Genomic DNA, 18394 nt, shown 5'->3' with positions numbered 1-18394 from the left:
ATCACGACATGTGGGAAAAAATGGACAAACGTGACCGGGCAGCGCAGTTCCGCCTGCGGCTGGCCCGGGCAATGGAGCAGCGCCAGATGAGCCAGAGCGCGCTGGCGCGCCAGGTGGGGGCGGATCGCTCGACCATTTCGCAGCTGCTGACCGGCGACGGGGCACGACTGCCCAATGCGCATGTGGTGGGGGCCTGCGCCTCGGCGCTCGGGGTGTCGGCGGACTGGCTGCTGAGCCTGTCGGACCGGCCCGAGAGTGCCGCCGAACTGCTGGCCAGTTCGCTGACCATGGCCGAGGCGCCGCGCGCGCTGGTGGACGAGCGGATCTATGAATGGCACCGCGAGGCGGCGGGGTACAAGATCCGCTATGTCCCGGCCGCCCTGCCCGACATGTTGAAGACGCGCGCCTTTCTGGAGTGGGAATATGCGCCGCACCTGGGACGCACGGCGGATCAGGCGATCGGAGCCTCCGAGGACCGGCTCACCTGGATGCGCAGCGCCCAGTCCGATTACGAGATCGCCATGCCGCTGTTCGAGCTGCAAAGTTTCGCGCATGCCACCGGCTATTACCACGGGTTGCCGCTGGCCCTGCGGCTGGAGCAGATCGACCGGTTCCTGGCGCTGAGCGAGCAGTTGTATCCCCGCCTGCGCATCTACCTTTACGATGCCAAGCGCCTTTATTCCGCGCCGATGACGATCTTTGGCCCGTTGCTCTGCGTGTTTTATGCCGGCAGCCATTACATGGCATTCCGCGACAAGGACCGGATCGAGGTTTTTACAAGGCATTTCGATACCCTGGTGCGCGAGGCGGACCTGACCGCGCGGCATTTTCCGACCCACCTTCGGCAGCTCCGGGCGGCGATTGCCCGCTGATCCGGTCGTCCGGGATGCACACGGCGCAGTTATCTGCTATGGTGGGCTTCCTGACACCAGACAGGACCAACCGGACCCAAAGAACGGAGGAGACCCGATGGACGCAATCAGGAGTGCAGAATACGCCCGCGCGCTCTATGCCGCACATGGAGACAAGGCCGAAGCAGAGGCTGCCCAGAAGGAACAGCATTGCAAGGCGATGGGCAATCTGGACCAGGCCGAGGATTGGCAGGCGGTACGCCGGGCCATCCGCCAGTTGCGCGGGGCAAACCAGAGCTAGGGCCGGATCCGTCTCACCCCGGTTCGGGCAGCGGGGCTACCGCTCGCGCGCAAATGCTCTATATCGACCTGAATGAGAGACGAGCATTTCGATACCAGAACCGGGCTTCCCGAGGCGCTGCGGGTGCTGCTTGAGGCGCATCCGCGCGAAAGCTGGCAAGCCGATCCGAATTTTCATGGCCTGGTCAGTTTCTGGCTGGAGCGGCACATGATGTTCCGCCAGATCATGGCGCATATGCAGGCCGAAACCCGGGCGTTCCTGAACGCCGACCGGGACACGCAGCTATTTTCTCAGGGCATCGCCCGATATGGCGGCATGTTCGTGAACCAGTTGCACGGGCATCACCAGATCGAGGACCATCATTACTTTCCGCTGCTCCGGACCATGGACAGCCGGATCGAGACGGGGTTCGACCTGCTGGATGCGGACCACCATGCGCTGGACGGTCTGTTGAGCCGCTTCGTGGAGCAGGCCAACGCGGCGATTCGCTCGGCCAGCGGACCCGAGGCGCGCAGCAGCGCCGGGGCGCTGCTGACGGGGCTGGGTGGCCTCGAACGGATGATCGGCCGGCATCTGGAGGATGAAGAGGACCTGATCGTGCCCATCATCCTGAAACACGGCACCGACGGGCTGGGCTGACCTGGCACCTGTTCCGTCAAGTGGCGCGGAAGGAACGGCATTGCAGGGCGACAGGCATACGAGCGGGGAGCGGTGGACCGGGCGATCCGGCAGAGGCGCGGCACCAGCCGAAGCTGATGCCGCCCGACACTGCTCCAGAACCCGAGAGGCTTGGTGCGGCGATCCTCGTTCTGCCGATGGCCGCCGGGCGGCAGATGACTCAGGGTCCGCCGGGGCCGCTGGGACCACTACCGGAGAGGCCCAGAGCGTCCATCGTGGCAGAGAGATCACCGGATGAGACCACATTGGCCAGACCGGCGCGCGGCTCGTCCGAACTCGTGGGACCGTGGCCGTCGCCGCTTGGATCCGAGGCATGTTCGCCTTGATTGAAACCGCCAGTGACCTCTTGGCTTGTCACGGCGCCCCAGCTTCCATCTTCACGCTGTCCCGGAGGCTCTTTGCCGCTTTCGGCAACAACTGTGCTGGCAATGACCAGAAAACTTCCTGAAAGAAGACCAAACAGGTTTTTCATTTCGCGTCCTCCAAAAGTCGTCTTCGAAAAAATCGTGCGCATTGTAGCGCGAAAAAGAAAATTTTTCCACTTCGACGGGGCAAACGGCGGCTCTCGAAACGGTTGCGGGGCGTTTTCAGATTTTGGGGTCCGGGTTCACCGTGTGGCCGTCGACGGCGATCACCTGCCCCGACACCAGCCGCGCCGCGTCCGAGGCGAGGAAGACTGTCATGTTGGCGATGTCGGTCGCCTCGACGAACCGGCCCATGGAGGTGCCCGAGGCATAGCCGGCATAGACCTGATCCCGGGTCATGCCCTTGGCGGCCGCCTCGCGCGCCAGCACGCCCTCCATTCGCGGCCCCTCGACCGCGCCGGGGCAGATCACGTTGCAGCGCACCCCGTGCGGGCCCAGTTCCATCGCCAGCGTCTTGGCAAGGCCGATCACCCCCCATTTCGCCGCTGCATAGGGTGAACGGTGCGGGTAACCGTATTGCCCGGCGGTGGAGGATGTGATGACGATGCTGCCAGCGCCTTGCCGTTTCAGCAGGGGGGCGGCGTATTTGGCACACAGGAACGCGCCGTCGAGATTGACCGCGATGCAGGCGCGCCATCCGTCGAGCGGCATATCCTCGACCAGCGCGGTCGGCCCGGCGATGCCCGCATTGGAACAGAGCGTATCAAGCCCGCCCCAGTCGGCCTCGATTTCGGCAAAGAGCGCCGCGACCGGGGCCTCATCCGCCACATCGACGACACTCTGCCGCCAGTGGGTGGGACAGGCGGCAAGCGCCGCCTTGTCCACATCCGCGATCCAGACCCGTGCCCCCGCAACATCGAACGCCTCGGCCATGGCGCGGCCGATGCCCGAGGCCCCGGCGGTGATCAGGACACGTGCGCTCATGCCGGTTTGCGGATCGCGCTGCCCGCGCCCTCAGGGTATGGCAAACCTGCCTGCGCCTCCGCGATGCGGGCCATGGCGGCCTCGATCTTGGGTGAGGGCGCGCAGGGCTTGCGGGTTTCGAGGCTGACATGCAACAGGAAGCTCTCGCCGGTGGCCAAGAGCTTGTCGCCCTCGTACATGCGGTGGAACAGGTGCAGTTTCTTGCCCTGCCCCAGCAGCATCTGGGTCTCGACCCGGATCCGCGCCCCGGCATGGGCTTCGTCCAGATGGCGGATATGGGTCTCGGCGGTGAAATAGCTGCCACCGCTGGCGATGTAGTCAGCATCGCAGCCGATGATCTCCATGAACCGGTCAGTCGCGTTCGCGAAGGCTTCGAGGTATTTCGACTCGGTCATGTGGCCGTTGTAATCGGTCCAGTCGAGCGGCACCGCGCGCGAGAGCGTCAGGATCGGCTGGCTGAGGTCGGCACTGTCGAGATCGGGCAGGGCCTTGGGTTTCAGCGCCGCATCATGTCTGTTCAGCACCGCGCCCGCGCCCCAGTTCTGCGCCTTGAGCGCCCGCATCATGCCGACAAGGTTGTTGTCGCGGATGCGTTCCAGCTCGCGGATCGTATGGTGCCCCGATTGCGCATCCGACTGGCCCGCGATCAGATCGACCAATTCGTCGGTGAATTCGGGCACATCCATCAGCTTGGTCCAGGGCCAGCTGAGGCAGGGCCCGAACTGGGCCATGAAATGCTTCATGCCCGCCTCGCCGCCCGCCACGCGGTAGGTCTCGAACAGGCCCATCTGCGCCCAGCGGATGCCAAAGCCCATGCGGATCGCCTCGTCGATCTCCTCGGTGGTGGCGATACCGTCCTTGACCAGCCACAGCGCCTCGCGCCAGACGGCTTCGAGAAAGCGGTCGGCGATATGGGCGTCGATCTCCTTGCGCACATGCAGCGGGAACTGGCCCAGTCCGCGCATGATCTCCTTGGCGCGCTCGATCATCTCGGGGCTGTTTTCCGGCGTCGTCACCAGTTCGATCAGCGGCAGCAGGTAGACCGGGTTGAACGGATGCGTCACCACGATCTGACCGGGGCGCAGCGCACCCTCCTGCAACTCGCTGGGCTTGAAACCAGAGGTCGAGGAGCCAAGGATCGCCTGCGGATCGCAGGCCTCCTGGATCGAGCGATAGACCTTGAGCTTCAGGTCCAGACGCTCGGGCACGCTTTCCTGGATCCATGCGACCCCTTTGACCGCCTCGGCCAGATCGGTGTGAAAGCTGAGCTTTCCCTCGGGCGGCAGCGGCACGTCGCTGAGACCGGGCAGCGAGCGGCGGGCATTGGCCAGCACCTCGCCGATCTTGCGCTCGGCCTCGGGGTCGGGGTCGAACACCCGAACATCCCAGCCGTTGAGCAGAAAGCGCGCGGCCCATCCGCCGCCGATCACGCCACCACCGATGATTGCAGCCGTTGTCATGACGGCCTCTCCTTCTTTGTCCATGTTCCGTGTTTCAACGCGGGTCTTGTGCCACGTCGATCAGTTTGCTCGTGTCATAGCCATTGGCGGCCAGCGCCGCCTCGGCCCGGGCGCGCATGTCGGCGCCGATCCGGGGCTGGCGCGCCAGGATCCAGCCGGTCTTGCCGCGCGGTGTACCGATGGCGGCGACGGTATAGCCCTCGTCGATGTAGAGAACCCAGTAGTCGCCGCGCGCAAAGGGCAGCCAGGGCACGAAGGTGACCGTCAGCTTTCCCGGCCCCTCGACCCGCGCCACACCTTCGGCGGTGGTCACCGGACCGTCGAGCGCGCCCTTGCGGCAGGTGTTTGTTACGCTCACCTGCCCGTCGTCGCGCAGGGCATAATCGGCGGTGACGCCGACGCAGCCCTGTTCGAACCGGTTGGGAAAGCGCGCGATCTCGTACCAGCGGCCAAGGTAGCGGTCGATGTCCAGCGCCGGCACCGCGCTGATCGCGACCGAGCGGTCGCGATAGGTCTCGGCCCCTGCCACTGACGCGGCAAAGGCGAGAAGTGCCGCAAGAACCGCCGCCAGCCGGGTCACTTCGCCACCGGCGCGCGTTTCACCAGACCCAGCTTCTCGCGCACTTCCTGCGGCCCGATCACCCGCGCGCCCATGTTCGACACGATGCCTGCGGCCCGTTCGACCAGTTGCCAGTTCTCGGCCAGCACGCCCTTGTCGAGCCAGAGGTTATCCTCGAGCCCGACGCGCACATTGCCCCCCGCCAAAACCGCGGCTGCGGCATAGGCCATCTGGTTGCGGCCCAGTGAAAAGGCGCTGAAGGTCCAGTCGTCGGGCACATTGTTGACCATCGCCATGAAGGTGTTGAGGTCATCGGGCGCGCCCCACGGCACCCCCATGCAGAGCTGCACCAGCGCCGGACCCTCCAGCACGCCGTCCTTGACCAGCTGCTTGGCATACCACAGGTGGCCGGTGTCGAACGCCTCGATCTCGGGCTTCACGCCCAGTTCGGTCATCATCCGGCCCATCGCGGTCAGCATGCCGGGCGTGTTGGTCATCACGTAGTCGGCCTCGGCAAAGTTCATGGTGCCGCAGTCGAGCGTACAGATCTCGGGCAGGCATTCGGCCACGTGGGCGACGCGCTCGCTGGCGCCGACCATATCGGTGCCCTTTTCGCGCAAGGGCAGCGGGTTCTCGACATCGCCAAAGATCATGTCACCGCCCATGCCGGCGGTCAGGTTCAGCACCACGTCGACCTCGGCGTCGCGGATGCGGTCGGTCACCTCGCGGTACAGGTCCAGCCGGCGCGAGGGCGCGCCGGTCTCGGGGTCACGCACGTGGCAATGCACCACCGCCGCCCCCGCCTTGGCGGCGGCAATCGCACTCTCGGCGATCTGTTTGGGCGAGCGCGGCACATGCGGGCTGCGATCCTGGGTGCCGCCCGAGCCGGTGACGGCACAGGTGATGAAGACCTCGCGGTTCATTTCGAGGGGCATGTCGGTTATCCTCTGTTCCTACCGGGTTTTCCGCCGGGTTTTCCCCAGATTTGTCCCCGGATTCCGATTTGCGTTGCTTCCGACTCTGGCGCAGCCTTACGGCAACCACTTGCCAGAATGCGAATCGAACTTGATGAAATCCGCAAAAAACATTCTCCAGCCCGAACATCGTGCGCTAAAATGCGCGCTGCTGGTGCTGGACGATTGCAACACGCTCAGCTTTGCCGCCGCGGTGGATCCGATGCGCGCCGCCAACCGGCTGGCCGACCGGCACGCGTTCGACTGGGACTATGTCACCGCAACCGATGCCCCGGCCCGGCTGACCTGCGGGCTGATGGTGCCGGGCCTGCCGCTGGCACGGCTCGAGGGCTGCGACCTGCTGATCGTGGTGGCGGGGTTCCAGCTGGCACGCCACGCCACGCCCAGCCTGCTGGCCGGGCTGCGCCGGATTGCTGCCAGCGGTGCGACGCTTGCTGGTATCGACGGCGGCCCGTGGCTCTTGGCCGAGGCCGGTCTGCTCGACGGTCACGCCGCCACCACCCATTGGGAGGATCTGGACAATTTTGCCAGCCGGTTCCCGGCCATCGACGTGCGCCACGACCGGTTCGCGGTTTCCGGCAACCGGCTCACCTCGGGCGGGGCGATGCCGGCGATCGAGATGATGCTGCATATCATCGCCGCGCGCCATGGCGCGGGTTTTGCCGCAAGGGTGGCGGGGCTCTTCCTCTACGAGGGTGCGCCCCAGCCCGGCACCCCGCAACGCCGCACCGGCGCGCCGCACCGCCACAACAAGCTGACCGCGCGGGCCAACGCGCTGATGGAGGCGGCGCTGGACGAGCCGCTGTCGCTTGCCGAGATCGCCGACACGCTGGGCACCAGCGCCCGCACCCTGCAACAGCAGTTCCGCCTGCGGCTTGGCACCACGCCACAGGACCACTACCTGCAACTGCGCCTGGCCGAGGCCCGCAGACTGGTGACCGAAACCGACATGCCGCTGATGGAGGTGGCACAGGCCACCGGCTTCACCTCGCAATCGAGCTTCGCCCGCGCCTTCCGCACCCAGCACGGCCAGTCCGCCCGCGACCTGCGCCAAAGCCGCGCCCAGCCGGCAGCGTCCTGATCTTCATCTTTTCCGAAATACTCCGCGGGTGAATTGGCCGCAGGCCAAGAGGGGGCAGCGCCCCCTCTCCCGTCCCGATCCTCAATACGGCATCGGATGCGCCTTGTGGGCCGCCGCGATCTCGGCCAGCACATCTTCGGACAATGTCACCTGCACCGCGCCCAGCGCATGATCCAGTTGCGCCAGCGTGGTGGCCCCGAAGATCGCCGACATCATGAACGGCCGCGTCAGCGACCAGGCCAGCGCCATGTGCACCGGATCCAGCCCATGACGTCCGGCAATATCGAGATAGGCAGCTACCGCGCCAAAAACCCGCTGCGACTTGCGCCCGCCCATCTCGGGCACCAGCGACATGCGCGAGCCGGCCGGCACCTGTCCCGCCTGGTATTTTCCGGTCAGCAGACCCGCCGCCAGCGGCGAAAAGGCCATCAGACCGACATTCTCGTTGACGCTCACCTCGGCCATGTCGGTATCGAAGAGCCGGCAAAGAAGCGAGTATTCGTTCTGCACCGATGCGACACGCGGCCCGTGCCCGGCCTCGGCCAGTTTCAGCCATTGCGCCGTTCCCCAGGCGCTTTCGTTCGAGAGGCCGAAGGCGCGGATGGTGCCGCGCTCGACCTCGCGTTGCAGCGCCTCGAGGCAGTCGATCATGTTGTCGCGAATTGCTGACGGATCCTGGCCCGAGGGGTCATAGCTCCAGTTCTGACGGAACATGTAGCTGCCGCGGTTGGGCCAGTGGAACTGGTAGAGGTCGACATAATCGGTGCGGAGCCGCTTGAGCGAGGCCTCAAGCGTGGCGCGAATGGTGGCGCCAGAGATCGGCGCGCCGTCGCGCACATGCTTCATGCCGCTGCCGGAATGTTTGGTCGCGAGGATGTAATCGCCGCGGCGCGCGGGATTGGCCGCATTCCAGGCACCTATTATTTCCTCGGTCCGGCCGATGGTCTCCTTGCTGACCGGGTTGACCGGGTACATCTCGGCGGTGTCGATGAAATTGATCCCGGCCGCCAGGGCCATGTCGATCTGGGCATGAGCCTCGGCCTCGGATGTCTGGGTGCCGAATGTCATCGTTCCCAGGCACAACTCGCTTACCTGGATGCCGGTACGTCCCAGCGGTCTCTGTCTCATCGCGCGTCCCTCTCGTTTGCTTGCCGGAACCCTAGCGGCATGGCCAATCGCGGCAACCCCTCTTGAGCTGCCGGTGGGTTTCGGCCAGCCTGCGCAGGAACCAACGGAGGACAGCCATGGCACAGACCATCACCAAGGGGATCAAGGCACTGCTGGACGAGGCCAACGCGGTCGTCAGCACCTTGCCGGTCGAGGAGGCAAGGACGCTCTACGACAATCCCGACTATGTGTTTGTCGATCTGCGCGATATCCGCGAATTGCAGCGCACCGGCATGATCCCCGGCGCCTTTTCCTGTCCGCGCGGCATGCTCGAATTCTGGATCGACCCCGAAAGCCCCTATCACAAGGAGGTTTTCAACCAGGACAAGACCTATGTTTTCTACTGTGCCAGCGCCTGGCGGTCGGCCTTGTCGGCCAAACAGGCGCAGGAGATGGGCCTGAAACCCGTCCTGCATCTGGAAGGCGGGTTTACCGAATGGTCGAAACAGGGCGGGCCGATTGCCCGGAAGGACTAGGTGAGCCAGGAACGCCGCGGGCGGGTCCATGTTGTGCAAGCCGCATCCATGGCTTAGAGATTCGGCCAAGTCATTTTCCAAGGGAGGTACCCAGATGTCCGACAGCCCCGCCTACGGGTTCGACACGTTGCAGATCCATGCCGGCGCCAGGCCCGACCCGGCCACCGGCGCCCGGCAGACGCCGATCTACCAGACCACGGCCTATGTGTTCCGCGACGCCGATCACGCCGCCGCGCTGTTCAACCTGCAAGAGGTGGGTTACATCTATTCCCGCCTCACCAATCCGACCGTTGCCGTACTGCAGGAGCGCATCGCCACCTTGGAAGGCGGTGTCGGCGCGGTATGCTGTTCGTCGGGCCATGCGGCGCAGATTATGGCGCTGTTCGCGCTGATGGGGCCGGGCTGCAACGTGGTCGCCTCGACCCGGCTTTATGGAGGCACCATCACCCAGTTCAGCCAGACCATCAAGCGGTTCGGCTGGTCGGCGAAATTCGTCGATACCGACGACCTTGACGCGGTGAAGGACGCCATCGACGAGAACACCCGCGCGGTCTTCTGCGAATCCATCGCCAACCCCGGCGGCTATGTCACCGACATCCGCGCCCTGGCGGACGTGACCGATTCCGCCGGCATTCCGCTGATCGTCGACAACACCAGCGCCACGCCCTATCTGTGCCGCCCGATCGAACAGGGCGCCACGCTGGTGGTGCATTCGACCACCAAGTACCTGACCGGCAATGGCACCGTCACCGGCGGCTGCATCGTCGATTCGGGCAAGTTCGACTGGTCGGCCAACGACAAGTTCCCCTCGCTCAGCGCGCCGGAGCCGGCCTATCACGGGCTAAAGTTCCACGAGACCTTCGGCTCGCTCGCCTATACGTTCCACGGCATCGCCATCGGGTTGCGCGACCTCGGCATGACGATGAACCCGCAGGCCGCCCACTACACGCTGATGGGGATCGAGACGCTGAGCCTGCGCATGCAGCGCCATGTGGAGAACGCGCAGAAGGTCGCCGCCTGGCTCGAAGCCGATCCGAGGGTCGACTATGTCACCTATGCCGGCCTGCCCTCCTCGCCCTATTACGACCGGGTGCAGAAATGTTACCCCAAGGGTGCCGGCGCGCTGTTCACCTTTGCGGTCAAGGGCGGGTACGAAGCCTGCGTCAAGCTGGTGAACGCGCTCGAGATCTTCAGCCATGTGGCCAACCTGGGTGATGCGCGGTCGCTGATCATCCATTCCGCCTCGACAACGCATCGACAGCTGTCACCCGAACAGCAGGAGGCCGCAGGCGCCGGCCCCAACGTGGTGCGGGTGTCGATCGGTATCGAGGATGCGGCAGACATCATCGCCGACCTTGACCAGGCGCTGACCAAGGCGACCGCCTGAGCGAGACAGGGGCGGCCCGGCCGGGCCGCCCAATCCTCATGCCAGGGTCGGCCTGGCCATGCGGATATCCTGCAACCTTGTCCCGCAAGGTGCAGGGCAGGTCCGTTCGGTTCGACCGGCGGACGTCGCCGGACATTTACGCCGACTCATGACGCGGTTACTGGCCAATCTCGAAAACCATCGTCACCGATCCCGAAATCCCGATCTCACCCCCGGCAACCGGCACGTCCAGGCCCTCGGCCATGGCGGACATGCGCATCATCGGGCGCGGCTGCGAGTCGAAGGACTGTTCCGAGATGGAAATGACCCGGCCCAGCGAGACACCGGCCGCCTCGGCCAATTGCCGGGCCTTGTCCTGCGCATCGGCGACCGCCTTTGCGCGGGCCTGATCGCGAAGTGGCTTCGGCTCCTTCAATGCAAACTCCAGCCCGTTGAACGTATTGGCGCCGTCCGATACCACCGCGTCCAGTATCTCGCCCAGACGGGCCAGATCGCGCACCCGCACCGTGACCCGGTTCGACGCCTGAAATCCGGTGATCGTCGGCCGTTCATCGGCCGTGCCGCGTCCGGACCAGACCGGCGAAAGCGACAGGTCCGAGGTCTGGATGTCCCGCGACTCGATTCCCATTCCCTCCAGCCGGTCCAGAACCCGGCCGACCGCCTCCGACGTGGCAAGCAGCGCGGCGCGCGCCTCATTTGCCTCCTGGGTGACGCCAAGGGTGATGACAGCCATATCGGGAACGCTTTCGACAAGGCCCGTACCCGTCACGGTTATCTGCCCCGGATGCTCTTCGGCGCGGGCCAGACCGACCGCGGCGAACAGCAGCGCGATCACCAGAAAAACCAATGTCCTCAATTGTGCTCTCCTGTTATTCTGTGCAGACAAGATGGGACGGCGGCATACCGCGCGGCAAGAGGCAAGGTTTGCGTTTTCCTTTCCCTCGGCGGTTCCTTGCTCTAATGTCTCGCCGGGATCCCTTCCGGCTCCCTCTGCGACCTTGATTGGATTGGTCAACTGGTAAGATGAAACCCGCCTTTGCGCTAACCTTGTCCTTCGAGGGAATAACCCTGCTGCACCGCGCTGCCGGCGGCTGGCGGCAGGTGGGGTCGGTGGACCTGGACGCGCCCGATCTGGCCGATGCGCTTGGCCGGTTGCGTAAACTGGCGCTGCGGCTCGAACCCGACCTGCGCTGCAAGCTGATCCTGCCCAACGACCAGATTCGCTATCTTACCGTCGACACCGGCCCTTTCCGGGGCGAAGCCCGACTCGGCGTGATCGAACAGGCGGTCGCAGGCGCAACCCCCTATCGGCTGGACGAACTGGTCTGGGACACCTCCCCTGAGGGCGCGGCAACCCACGTGGCCATTGTCGCGCGCGAAACCCTTGCCGAGGCCGAGGCTTTTGCCGAAGAGCACGGGTTTCATCCGGTCAGTTTCGTGGCCATACCCGAGGACAATCCTTTCCTGGGCGAACCCTTCTTCGGACCAACCAGCGCCGCCCGCGACCTGACCGGGTCCGAGGCAGTCGATCCCGACGGAATCGCCGTGGTCGTGATTGGCGAAGCAGTGGTTCCGGATATCGAGCCGGATCCGCTTCCTCCGGCCGGGGTAGAGCCGTCGGCACCGATGATCGGTTTCTCGACCAGACGAGGCAAGCCGGACGATGACGAACCCGCCCGTGCGCCCGCGCCAGCTTCCGGCGTGACGGAAACGGCATCGGCCGCGGACAGGGCAAAAGACGCCGCGCCCGAAACCGTGGCGGCGACCGACACCGGCGTTCAGTCACGCCGCCCCGCCCGGAATGACGGGGACGCCCCCAGGCAACCCTCGGCGCCCGGCCCCAAGCCCGTTACATCGCCGGTTGCGCAACCCGTGACCGAAGAGATGCCGACCACCGGTTTCGGCCCGGCGGTGCGGTCAAGCCAGGTTCCCAAAACCGAAGCGGACCGGCTCACCATCTTCGGCGCGCGCAAGGGCGGCGTCGGCGGCAAGCCTCGTTACCTGGGCATAGCGCTGACCGTCAGCCTCCTGCTGTTTCTGGCCGGTGTGGCGGCCTTTGCGGCTTTCGTGGTTTCGGGCGGGATGAGCGGGTTTTCGGAGCGGGACATGATCGCGGTTCCCGTAGCACCGGAACCGGAGCCGCCGCAGGTCGAAGAGCAGCCGAACGATCCCCCGGCCACCGAAGAACCCGAAGCGTCGCCTGGCGCCACAAGCGCACCTTCCTCGATTGACGAAGACCCGGTTGACCTGAATGCCGGGCAGTCGGCGCCGCCGCTGCCCGCGCTCAGCGGTGCCGACGACGCGGTGCTGCATGCCCTGCAGACCGATCCCAGGCAGGTCGAGGAACTGGATTTCGAACCCGAGCCGGAAACGGCAACCCGGGAAACCGACGACGGTGTCCTGTTCGCGGCTCCGGACGCGCCCGAGGTCCCGGGCCTGATCGGACTGGGTGATCTCTTCGTGGCCTCGATCGACCGCACCGACCTGTTTCATGACGCCGTCGCCCTGCCGAATGTCACCCGTTACGACACCGACGACCTGCCCGAAGGCAGCAACGCCCCTGCCTCCGCAGGCCAAAGCTTTGCCTTCGACGATCGCGGGCTGGTCGAACCCAGCCCCGAAGGCACCCTGAACCCGGACGGCGTTCTCGTCTACGCGGGTCGGCCTGACCGTGTGCCGCCAGCGCCGCCGGTCCGCTTCGAAGCCGCGCCCGAACCTGATCCGGCGCAGGAGCGGCTTGCATCGAAACGGCCAAAGGCGCGCCCCGACGATCTCATCGAACAAGCCGAACGCGCGCAGTTCGGAGGCCGGTCCCGCACCGAACTGGCGTCCCTGCGGCCAAGGGCGCGGCCTGCTTCGATACAGGAACAGTTCGAGGCAGAGCAGGCCACCGAACCGGAAGACACCGTTCAGGAGGTCAGCCCTCTCGCGGTCACCACCGCACGCAAACCCCGCCCGCGTCCGGAGAACCTGACCATTGCCGCCTCTGCCGCGAACAGCAACCCGGGATCCCTGGTCAATCCCAGCCGGGGCGCCGGGGCGGAAGAGGATGGCGACGGTTTCGTTGCGGCCACCGTCAAGCCCAAGGCGCCCTCCCCGACCTCGGTCGCCCGGCAGGCGACACTGGACAACGCGATCAACCTGCGCGACCTGAACCTGATCGGGGTCTACGGCACCCCGTCCAACCGGCGCGCGCTCGTCCGTCTGCCTTCGGGCCGCTACAAGAAGGTCAAGGTCGGAGACACGATCGACGGCGGCCGCATCACCGCAATCGGCGACAGCGAGTTGCGCTACCAGAAAGGCTCCCGCAACCTGACGCTGAAGATCCCCAGCGGCTGACGAAAAAGGACGGAGCCCGCGCCCCGTCCTTCATTTCGCTCAAAATACTCCGGGGGAGTCGCCGTCAGGCGACGGGGGCAGCGCCCCCTGCCCCGCTCGCCCTACTCGGCGGCCTTGATCTCGCCGCTTTCGATCTGCTCTCGCTCGATGCTTTCGAACAGTGCCTTGAAGTTGCCTTCGCCGAATCCGTCATCGCCCTTGCGCTGGATGAATTCGAAGAAGATCGGCCCGATCACCGTCTTCGAGAAGATCTGCAACAGGATCTTGGTCTCGCCGCCATCCACCACGCCTTCGCCGTCGATCAGGATGCCGTGTTTCATCATCCGGTCCTTGGGTTCGTCATGGCCTGCGACCCGATCGTAGGACATGTCGTAGTAGGCCTCGTTCGGACCGGGCATGAACTTCAGCCCCTTGGCCGCGATCGCGTCCACCGAGGTGTAGATGTCGTCAGTGCCCACGGCGATATGCTGGATGCCTTCGCCGTTGTATTTCTTCAGATAGCTGACGATCTGGCCGGTCTCGCCCCGGTCCTCGTTGATCGGGATGCGGATACGACCGCAGGGCGAGGTCAGCGCGCGGCTGTAGAGGCCGGTGAACTTGCCCTGGATGTCGAAGAAGCGGATTTCGCGGAAGTTGAACAGGTCGCCGTAGAACCTGAACCACTTGTCCATGTTGCCCTTGTAGACATTGTGGGTCAGGTGATCGAGGTAGTAGAACCCGTCGCCGCGCGGCTTGGACTGTTTCAGCCAATCGAACTCGGTGTTGTAGGGCGAGGTGTGGTAGTACTGGTCGATGAAATAGAGCAGCGAACCGCCGATCCCCTTGATCGCGGGCACGTCCATGGTCTTGTCGTCGCCCTCATAGGGTTCGGCGCCCATCTTCACCGCATGATCGAAGGCCGCCTGCGCATCGACCACGCGCCAACCCATCGAGGGAGCGCACGGACCGTGCAGATCGATGAATTTTTCGGCAAAGCTGCCTTTTTCGGCGTTCAGGATATAGGTGATATCCCCCTGCTGCCACAGCTCGATGCCCGGTTTGCTCTTGTGGCGGCCAACCAGGTCAAACCCCATCTGGGCGAACAGATCGCGCAGTACCTGCGGTTCGGGATGGGCGAATTCGACGAACTCGAACCCGTCGGTGCCGGCGGGGTTCTCGGGGGTGATTTCGGACTTCGGGGCGTTATGCGGGAAAGGACCCATGGTGAGTCTCCTTGACAGTCAGAATTAATGCTGAGTCGAGAATACGCCTTAGGTCGCGCTTTTTCTGCGCATACTTATAACGATTATCCGATTTACATGCGTGAATTGCGCACTAGAATTAAAAAAAACGAGGAAAATGCGCACATGCTGGATTCCATGGATTTGCGCCTGCTGGCAGCCCTGCAAAAGGACGCCCACCTGACCGCGCAACAACTTGGCGAAATGTTGCACCTGTCGACCAGCCAGGCCGGGCGGCGGCGGCAGCGGCTGGAGGCCGAAGGTTACATCACCGGCTATGCCGCGCGTCTTGATCCCCTGAAGCTCGGGCTGCATGTCCAGGGCTTCATCCAGGTCCATCTCGGCACTCATGGACCCGATCAGTCCGCCGGGTTCGCCCGCATGGTGAATTCCCGCCCAGAGATCACAAGCGCATGGACGATGACCGGCGAAGCGGATTATCTGCTGCATGTCTATTGCGCCGACCTGCCGGCGCTGAATCGGTTGCTGCACGAGGTGATCCTGCCGCATCCGGCAGTGGCGCGGGTGCAAAGCCAGATCGTGATGGACCAACTTAAACGGGACGCGCCGCTGCCCACCTGACCCCAACGAGAGGACAAGCATGGAAAGTTTTCTGTACCAGGCGACGATCTATCTCGCTGCTGCGGTGATCGCGGTACCGCTATCGGCGCGCCTTGGGCTCGGATCGGTGCTGGGCTACCTGGCCGCAGGCATCGCCATCGGCCCGGTTCTGGGGCTGGTAGGGGCGGAAACCGCGCATCTGCAACATGTGGCCGAGTTCGGCGTGGTGATGATGCTCTTCCTGATCGGGCTCGAACTGGAACCGCGCGCGCTTTGGGACATGCGCGACAAGCTGCTTGGCCTGGGCGGCTTGCAGGTCGGCGTCTCGACGCTCGCGATCATGGTGGTGGCGATGGTCGCCGGGCACCCCTGGTCGGTCGCGCTGGCCGTTGGTCTCACCCTGTCGCTGAGTTCGACGGCCATCGTGCTGCAGACCCTGTCGGAAAAGGGCTTGATGCAGACCAACGGGGGGCGCGCGACCTTCTCGGTCCTGCTGACGCAGGACATCGCGGTCATCCCGATTCTGGCCTTCTTGCCGCTGCTGGCAAGTGCGCCCGGCATACAATTCGCCGGTGACGGCTCGATCGACCGGGGCTTGAAATCGGCCGACGGCGACCATGGACATGCATTGTCGCTGGTCGAGGGGCTGCCGGGCTGGGCGGTGACGCTGGTCACCATCGGCGCGGTCGTGTTCGTGGTGCTCGCCGGCATCTACCTGACCCGGCCCCTGTTCCGCTTCATCCATGCCAGCCGACTGCGCGAAATGTACACCGCGCTGGCGCTGATGATCGTGGTCGGTATTTCGTTCCTGATGACGCTTGTGGGCCTGTCACCGGCCCTGGGCGCATTCCTGGCCGGCGTGGTCCTGGCCAGCTCGGAATTCCGGCACGAGATGGAGAGCGACCTGGAACCCTTCAAGGGGCTGCTGCTGGGGCTGTTCTTCATCACTGTGGGCGCGGGGATCGACGTCGGTTTCTTCTTTGCGGACCCTCTGGACCTGATCGGGCTGGCGCTCCTGGTGATCCTTCTCAAGGGCCTGATCCTCTACGTGGTCGGGCGCGCCTTTAGGCTGAAGGGACGTGACCGCTGGCTGTTCACCCTGGGGCTGGCGCAGGCGGGCGAATTCGGTTTCGTGCTGCTTGCCTTTTCCACCCAGCAACACGTGATCCCCCAGCATCTGTCGCAAAAGCTGTTGATGATCATCGCGCTGACCATGCTGATCACGCCGCTCCTGTTCATCGCCTACGACATCCTGTCGCGCAGGATACGCGACCATGCGGCGGAAATTAAGCCTGACAAGATCGACGAACAGGGGCCAGTCATCATCGCGGGCATCGGCCGGTTCGGCCAGATCGTCAACCGGCTGGTCACCGCCAGCGGGTTCAAGACCATCGTTCTGGACCACGACATGGAAACGATCCAGCTGATGCGGCGTTTCGGGGTCAAGGGTTTTCTGGGCGATCCGACCCGGCCCGAATTGCTCAAGGCCGCGGGGCTGGGCAAGGCGAAGGTGCTGGTAGCTGCCATGGATGATGACGCACAGGTCACGAAACTAGTTGCCTATGCCCGCCGCCAGCGGCCCGACCTGCATATTATCGCCCGCGCCCACGATCGCAACCATGTCTACCAGCTCTATCGCGCCGGGGCGAACGACATCGTGCGCGAGATGTTCGACAGTTCGGTCCGTGCCGGCCGCTATGTGCTGGAAAACGTCGGGCTCAGCGAATACGAGGCGGCGCAGGCGGCGCAAACCTTCTATCACCACGACCGGCAGGCGGTTCGGGAACTGGCCGAGGTCTGGGATCCGAACATCCCGACCGGGGACAACAAGGCCTATCTGGAACGCTCGGAAGCGTTGCAGAAGGATCTGGAAACCGCACTGATGGAGTTGAGCGAGGATCTGGCCCGGAAATACGCCTGATCGCCGGGCCAGTGGACGGCTGTCAGCCGTCCGACACGCCGGCTTCGGCAAAGGTCGCCATGCCCGAATGGCAGGCCACGGCGCTTTTCAGGATGTTGATCGCCAGCGCCGCGCCCGATCCCTCGCCCAGACGCAGGCCGAGGGACAGAAGCGCCTCTTTTCCCAGTTTTTCCAGCAACACCCGGTGCGCGCCTTCTGAGCTCTGGTGGCCGGCCACGGTGTGATCGAGGGCATCAACCGAGATCGCCGCCAGCGTGGCAGCCGCAGCGGTGCAGATGAACCCGTCAAGGATCACCGGAATGCGCAGTTGCCGCGCCGCCGCGATGGCGCCTGCCATGGCGGCAAGCTCACGCCCGCCAAGGCAGCGCAACACCTCCAACCCATCGCGGCTGCGGTGCAGAGACACGCCTTCGGCCACGACCCGCGTCTTGTTTGCCAGCCCGGCATCGTTGACGCCCGTGCCGCGCCCGGTCCAGTCGGCGGCCGTGCCACCAAAAAGCGCATGTGCGATCGCGGCGGCAGGTGTGGTGTTACCGATCCCCATTTCGCCCACCACCAGCAGATCGGCCTGCGGATCAACCGCCGACCAGCCGGTTTGCAGCGCCGAAAGCAGCTCGGCTCCGCTCATCGCAGGACCTTGGGTGAAATCCTGCGTGGGACGGTCGAGTTCCAGCGCATGCACATCCATCCGCGCCCCGGCCGCGCGGGCAAGCTGGTTGATCGCGGCGCCGCCGTGCCGGAAATTCATCACCATCTGAACCGTCACCTCGGCGGGAAAGGCCGAAACCCCCTGCGCGGTGACCCCATGATTGCCGGCAAAAACGATGACCTGCGGCGCCTTGATCTCGGGTCGCGCGTCGCCGCGCCAACCGGCATACCAGATCGCCAGATCCTCGAGCCGCCCCAGAGCGCCCGGCGGTTTGGTCAGTTGTCCGTTACGCGCTTCGGCCTCGGAACGCGCGGCGGTGTCTGGGCCGGGAGCCTTCCCCAACAGGTCGCGGAACTGGGCGAGATCGGTAAGTGCTGGCAGCATGGAAAGCCTCTTTGCAACTGGGGTCTGCCCGTGTTTA

18 protein-coding genes are annotated in these 18394 nt (G+C 65.0%); 9 read left to right on the top strand and 9 right to left on the bottom strand.

Annotated features, from left to right (window positions below; all coding sequences use genetic code 11):
- Window positions 1-8 precede the first annotated feature (8 nt).
- The 3 genes from BLT75_RS16195 to BLT75_RS16185 all read left to right on the top strand — a co-directional run bounded on the left by BLT75_RS16195 (window position 9) and on the right by BLT75_RS16185 (window position 1791).
- The gene (locus BLT75_RS16195; RefSeq protein WP_093034009.1) at window positions 9-872 is read left to right on the top strand and encodes a helix-turn-helix domain-containing protein; all 864 of its coding nucleotides are present in this window, start codon (window positions 9-11) and stop codon (window positions 870-872) included.
- A 97-nt stretch (window positions 873-969) separates the two neighbouring features.
- Window positions 970-1152 carry a hypothetical protein gene (locus BLT75_RS16190; protein WP_093034193.1) on the top strand — a complete coding sequence of 61 codons (183 nt, stop codon included), beginning with the start codon at window positions 970-972 and terminating at the stop codon, window positions 1150-1152.
- Window positions 1153-1224: 72 nt separating this feature from the next.
- Window positions 1225-1791 (top strand): hemerythrin domain-containing protein, encoded by a 567-nt coding sequence (locus BLT75_RS16185; protein WP_093034006.1) that lies wholly within the window; start codon window positions 1225-1227, stop codon window positions 1789-1791.
- Between the two features lie 199 nt (window positions 1792-1990).
- Here BLT75_RS16185 and BLT75_RS16180 read toward each other — a convergent pair whose 3' ends face one another.
- The 5 genes from BLT75_RS16180 to bcoG form a co-directional block, all read right to left on the bottom strand.
- Complete coding sequence (locus tag BLT75_RS16180) at window positions 1991-2302, bottom strand: hypothetical protein (protein WP_143028583.1); 312 nt, start codon at window positions 2300-2302, stop codon at window positions 1991-1993.
- Window positions 2303-2417: 115 nt separating this feature from the next.
- Window positions 2418-3179: an SDR family oxidoreductase gene (locus BLT75_RS16175; protein WP_093034000.1), complete on the bottom strand. Its 762-nt coding sequence runs from the start codon at window positions 3177-3179 to the stop codon at window positions 2418-2420.
- Window positions 3176-4639 carry a carnitine 3-dehydrogenase gene (locus BLT75_RS16170; RefSeq protein WP_176828083.1) on the bottom strand — a complete coding sequence of 488 codons (1464 nt, stop codon included), beginning with the start codon at window positions 4637-4639 and terminating at the stop codon, window positions 3176-3178. Before BLT75_RS16170 ends, BLT75_RS16175 begins: the two co-directional genes overlap by 4 nt.
- Window positions 4640-4673: 34 nt before the next feature.
- Window positions 4674-5219 (bottom strand): lipocalin family protein, encoded by a 546-nt coding sequence (locus tag BLT75_RS16165; RefSeq protein ID WP_093033993.1) that lies wholly within the window; start codon window positions 5217-5219, stop codon window positions 4674-4676.
- Complete coding sequence (gene bcoG, locus BLT75_RS16160; RefSeq protein ID WP_093033990.1) at window positions 5216-6133, bottom strand: 3-dehydrocarnitine:acetyl-CoA trimethylamine transferase BcoG; 918 nt, start codon at window positions 6131-6133, stop codon at window positions 5216-5218. The genes BLT75_RS16165 and bcoG overlap by 4 nt, the downstream gene beginning before the upstream one ends.
- Before the next feature lie 133 nt (window positions 6134-6266).
- Here bcoG and BLT75_RS16155 point away from each other — a divergent pair, with 133 nt between their 5' ends.
- Complete coding sequence (locus BLT75_RS16155; protein WP_093034190.1) at window positions 6267-7253, top strand: GlxA family transcriptional regulator; 987 nt, start codon at window positions 6267-6269, stop codon at window positions 7251-7253.
- Window positions 7254-7334: 81 nt separating this feature from the next.
- On the opposite strand, the gene BLT75_RS16150 is transcribed toward BLT75_RS16155, so the two are convergent.
- Window positions 7335-8381: an aldo/keto reductase gene (locus BLT75_RS16150; RefSeq protein WP_093033988.1), complete on the bottom strand. Its 1047-nt coding sequence runs from the start codon at window positions 8379-8381 to the stop codon at window positions 7335-7337.
- 116 nt (window positions 8382-8497) lie between these two features.
- On the opposite strand from BLT75_RS16150, the gene BLT75_RS16145 reads away from it, so the two are divergent.
- Entirely contained in the window at window positions 8498-8896 is a 399-nt protein-coding gene (locus BLT75_RS16145) for a rhodanese-like domain-containing protein (RefSeq protein WP_093033985.1), read from the top strand.
- 94 nt (window positions 8897-8990) lie between these two features.
- Entirely contained in the window at window positions 8991-10283 is a 1293-nt protein-coding gene (locus tag BLT75_RS16140; RefSeq protein ID WP_093033982.1) for an O-acetylhomoserine aminocarboxypropyltransferase/cysteine synthase family protein, read from the top strand.
- A 157-nt stretch (window positions 10284-10440) separates the two neighbouring features.
- Here BLT75_RS16140 and BLT75_RS16135 read toward each other — a convergent pair whose 3' ends face one another.
- Window positions 10441-11139, bottom strand: a complete 699-nt coding sequence (locus tag BLT75_RS16135; protein ID WP_093033979.1) for an SIMPL domain-containing protein — start codon at window positions 11137-11139, stop codon at window positions 10441-10443.
- A 167-nt stretch (window positions 11140-11306) separates the two neighbouring features.
- Here BLT75_RS16135 and BLT75_RS16130 point away from each other — a divergent pair, with 167 nt between their 5' ends.
- Window positions 11307-13622: a hypothetical protein gene (locus tag BLT75_RS16130; RefSeq protein WP_093033976.1), complete on the top strand. Its 2316-nt coding sequence runs from the start codon at window positions 11307-11309 to the stop codon at window positions 13620-13622.
- Window positions 13623-13723: 101 nt separating this feature from the next.
- Here BLT75_RS16130 and hppD read toward each other — a convergent pair whose 3' ends face one another.
- The gene (gene hppD, locus BLT75_RS16125; RefSeq protein WP_093033973.1) at window positions 13724-14824 is read right to left on the bottom strand and encodes a 4-hydroxyphenylpyruvate dioxygenase; all 1101 of its coding nucleotides are present in this window, start codon (window positions 14822-14824) and stop codon (window positions 13724-13726) included.
- Window positions 14825-14968: 144 nt separating this feature from the next.
- Between hppD and BLT75_RS16120 the strand changes: the two genes are divergently transcribed.
- Entirely contained in the window at window positions 14969-15424 is a 456-nt protein-coding gene (locus tag BLT75_RS16120) for an Lrp/AsnC family transcriptional regulator (protein ID WP_093033970.1), read from the top strand.
- A gap of 19 nt (window positions 15425-15443) precedes the next feature.
- The gene (locus BLT75_RS16115) at window positions 15444-17324 is read left to right on the top strand and encodes a monovalent cation:proton antiporter-2 (CPA2) family protein (protein ID WP_093033967.1); all 1881 of its coding nucleotides are present in this window, start codon (window positions 15444-15446) and stop codon (window positions 17322-17324) included.
- A gap of 22 nt (window positions 17325-17346) precedes the next feature.
- On the opposite strand, the gene cobT is transcribed toward BLT75_RS16115, so the two are convergent.
- Window positions 17347-18357: a nicotinate-nucleotide--dimethylbenzimidazole phosphoribosyltransferase gene (gene cobT / locus BLT75_RS16110; RefSeq protein WP_093033964.1), complete on the bottom strand. Its 1011-nt coding sequence runs from the start codon at window positions 18355-18357 to the stop codon at window positions 17347-17349.
- Window positions 18358-18394: the final 37 nt, after the last annotated feature.

Source organism: Ruegeria marina (assembly GCF_900101475.1).
Lineage (GTDB): Bacteria > Pseudomonadota > Alphaproteobacteria > Rhodobacterales > Rhodobacteraceae > Ruegeria_B > Ruegeria_B marina.
This window is presented reverse-complemented; position numbering and strand designations above follow the sequence as displayed.